This is a genomic window from Mesorhizobium sp. M2C.T.Ca.TU.002.02.1.1 (assembly GCF_003997225.1).
In genome coordinates, this window is sequence record NZ_RZTO01000884.1 from 1 (window position 1) to 2,409 (window position 2,409).

Below are 2,409 nucleotides of genomic sequence, written 5' to 3' on the forward strand. Positions count from 1 at the left end.
CGATAGTGGCTAAATTCGCGCAGCCCTCGGCTTCGTCATCCTAGGGCGAAGCCGAGGGCTGCGCGAATTTAGCCACTATCGTCTCCGCAACCGTCTTCAAATGATCCGCCGTCGAAAAGCCCGAGATGGCCTTGCGCGGCTTGAGGTCATGGTCGCCATCCTCCAGCCAGACCACCTCAATGGCATTGGAAAGGCCGTAGGTCGCGACCTCGTCTTTCGTGCCGAACTCGTCGCGGGTGCCTTGGAAGATCAGTGTCGGCGTCTTCAGATCAAGGAGGTGTTTCGTCCGCAACTGCTCGGGCCTGCCCGGCGGATGAAAGGGATAGCCGAGGCAGACCAACCCCGCGATCTCACCTTTTTCGAACATCTCGTCGGCGACCATGGAGGCGACGCGGCCGCCCATCGACTTGCCGCCGATGATGAGCTTGCCGGTCACGCCCTTGGCGCGTAGATCGGGGATCGCCTTGATGTATTCGGGGTTCACCGTCTCGGCGCGCGGCGGCGGCTTGCGGTGGCCGTAGCGGCGCGCCGCCATATAGTGGAACTCGAAACGCGCGACCTGGAAGCCGGCCGCTGCGAGCGCCTTGGCGGTGGCGGTCATCGAGGGCGAATCCATCGACGCGCCGGCGCCATGGGCGAGCAGGATGGTGACGGGGGCGGTGTCATCGCCGTCGAAGAGGAAGCTAGTGCCCATCAGGTTGGGGTGTCCCGATATAGTGATAGGTGATTTTCGAGCCGTGGACCTCCGTGTGCCATTGCTCCGGGTGCAGGGTAATATGGGTGGACACGGCTGCGAAAGTTCCCGCGATCACCATGAAGAATGGCCGGCCGAAGCAAACGCGCTGCTTGTTTGACATGCGGTCCTCGGGGCGTTGGGGGAAAGGCCAGCTTTTGCGGTTGTAGTATGTGCCCCAAGTGATTTTGCTGTCTTCGAAAAAGTTCCAGCCATTGCTCCAGTAGTAGAGCAACTCGCGGGCCTCCTGCATCGCCAGAACGATAAACCATGCGGAAAATCCTATGCTGGCTAAATGCGGAAGATTATCCACGGCAGCAGCTCACCCCGCCGTGCGCGCCATGTGCAGATCCACGAACTGGATGCCCTTCTGCGCAGTCCGCGCCCATTCGGACTCAGCGTCGAGATCCAGATACCGCACCCACAGCCTGCGCGCCTCGATCAGATTGCCCGCGTCGAATTCCAGCCGCGCAAGGTTGAACACAGGGTCGGCATAGGTCTTGTCGACCGCCATCGCCTTCTGCAGATGCCGCCTTGCCGAAGCGACCTTGCCCTCGTCGCTCATCAGGCCGGCAAGGTTGAACCAGGCTTCGACGAAGCCCGGATCGAGTTTTATCGCGCGGGCATAATCATGCGCGGCTTCGGCAATCCGGCCGGCGCCGCGCAGGCAGTTGGCGCGGTTGAAGGCGGCGATCGCATCCTTGGGGTCGATCGCCAGGCAGCGCTGGTAGAGCGCCGCCGCATCGTCGTGATGCCCCTGCTCTTCCGCCATCTCGGCCTCGGCGAACAGTTCCTCCAGCGTGTCGTCTTCCGGCGAGCCCAGGTCGAACAGCAATTGGCCGTCGAGCTCGCTCGTCCCATCGTCGAGATAGATCGCATCCGGACGGCCATGCTGGGAGCCGAGATTGAGCGATTTTGCCGTGAGCGAGGCCACCGGGCCGGAGCGGTGCACGGAGCGCCCGATCGCGCCCCAAGTGGCGCCGCTGGCGATCAGCCCGGCATATTTCCTCGCCAGGATCAGGTCGCGGAAGGAATAAGGCTCGCCGTCATGCTCGAAAGCGTCGAACAGCGACAGCATGTCGAGATCGTCGCCCGCAAGCCGCGACTGGTCGACAAGCGACTGCCTGGAGAGCGACGAGGCGTCGGGCGCCTTCATCAGACCGAGCAGGCGCAGGAAACCGTTCTCGCTGAGGAGTTGGCGGCCTGCTTCGCGCTCCGCCTTCACGCGGCGCTCGATCTCGACATCGCCGGATTTCGCCGCCTTGGCGAGAAGCGCGCGGCCGAACACGACATGGGTGGTGCGCCGGGTGACGCCGCGCCTCAGCTCGGCGTGGCGGCGCTCGACCTCACGGACAGCGAGGCGCAGCGGAAAGGCGGCCAGCGCGCCGACGACGCCGAAGACTGCGCCGGGAACGATCACTGGCCCTGCATTTCCCGTCACTTCTTGCTCTTGCCGACGGCCTTCAACAGGTTCGCCTTCAGTGGGTTTTCAGCCGCGCCGCCCGCGGCCGCCTTCCTGGCGGGTTTTGCCGGCGCTTCCTCGGCTTTGCTCTTCGACTTGGCCGGGGGCTTCGCCTGCTGCGACAAGCTCGCCTTCAGCGCGTCCATCAGGTTGATGACGTTGCCCCGCTCGGGCGCTGCCGCGATAATCGGCTTGTGGCCCTTCAGCTTCTCGC

Annotated in this window: 3 protein-coding genes and 1 pseudogene; all 4 read right to left on the reverse strand. The window is 64.1% G+C overall.

Annotated features, from left to right (window positions below; genetic code table 11):
• Positions 1-40: 40 nt before the first annotated feature.
• The gene (locus EOD07_RS30900; protein ID WP_127237990.1) at positions 41-694 is read right to left on the reverse strand and encodes an alpha/beta family hydrolase; all 654 of its coding nucleotides are present in this window, start codon (positions 692-694) and stop codon (positions 41-43) included.
• Positions 684-1,046 (reverse strand): hypothetical protein, encoded by a 363-nt coding sequence (locus tag EOD07_RS30905; protein ID WP_127237991.1) that lies wholly within the window; start codon positions 1,044-1,046, stop codon positions 684-686. The genes EOD07_RS30900 and EOD07_RS30905 overlap by 11 nt, the downstream gene beginning before the upstream one ends.
• A gap of 9 nt (positions 1,047-1,055) precedes the next feature.
• Positions 1,056-2,153, reverse strand: a complete 1,098-nt coding sequence (locus EOD07_RS30910) for a tetratricopeptide repeat protein (protein ID WP_127237992.1) — start codon at positions 2,151-2,153, stop codon at positions 1,056-1,058.
• Positions 2,154-2,170: 17 nt separating this feature from the next.
• Positions 2,171-2,409, reverse strand: a pseudogene (locus EOD07_RS30915) (Ku protein); the annotation flags it as partial.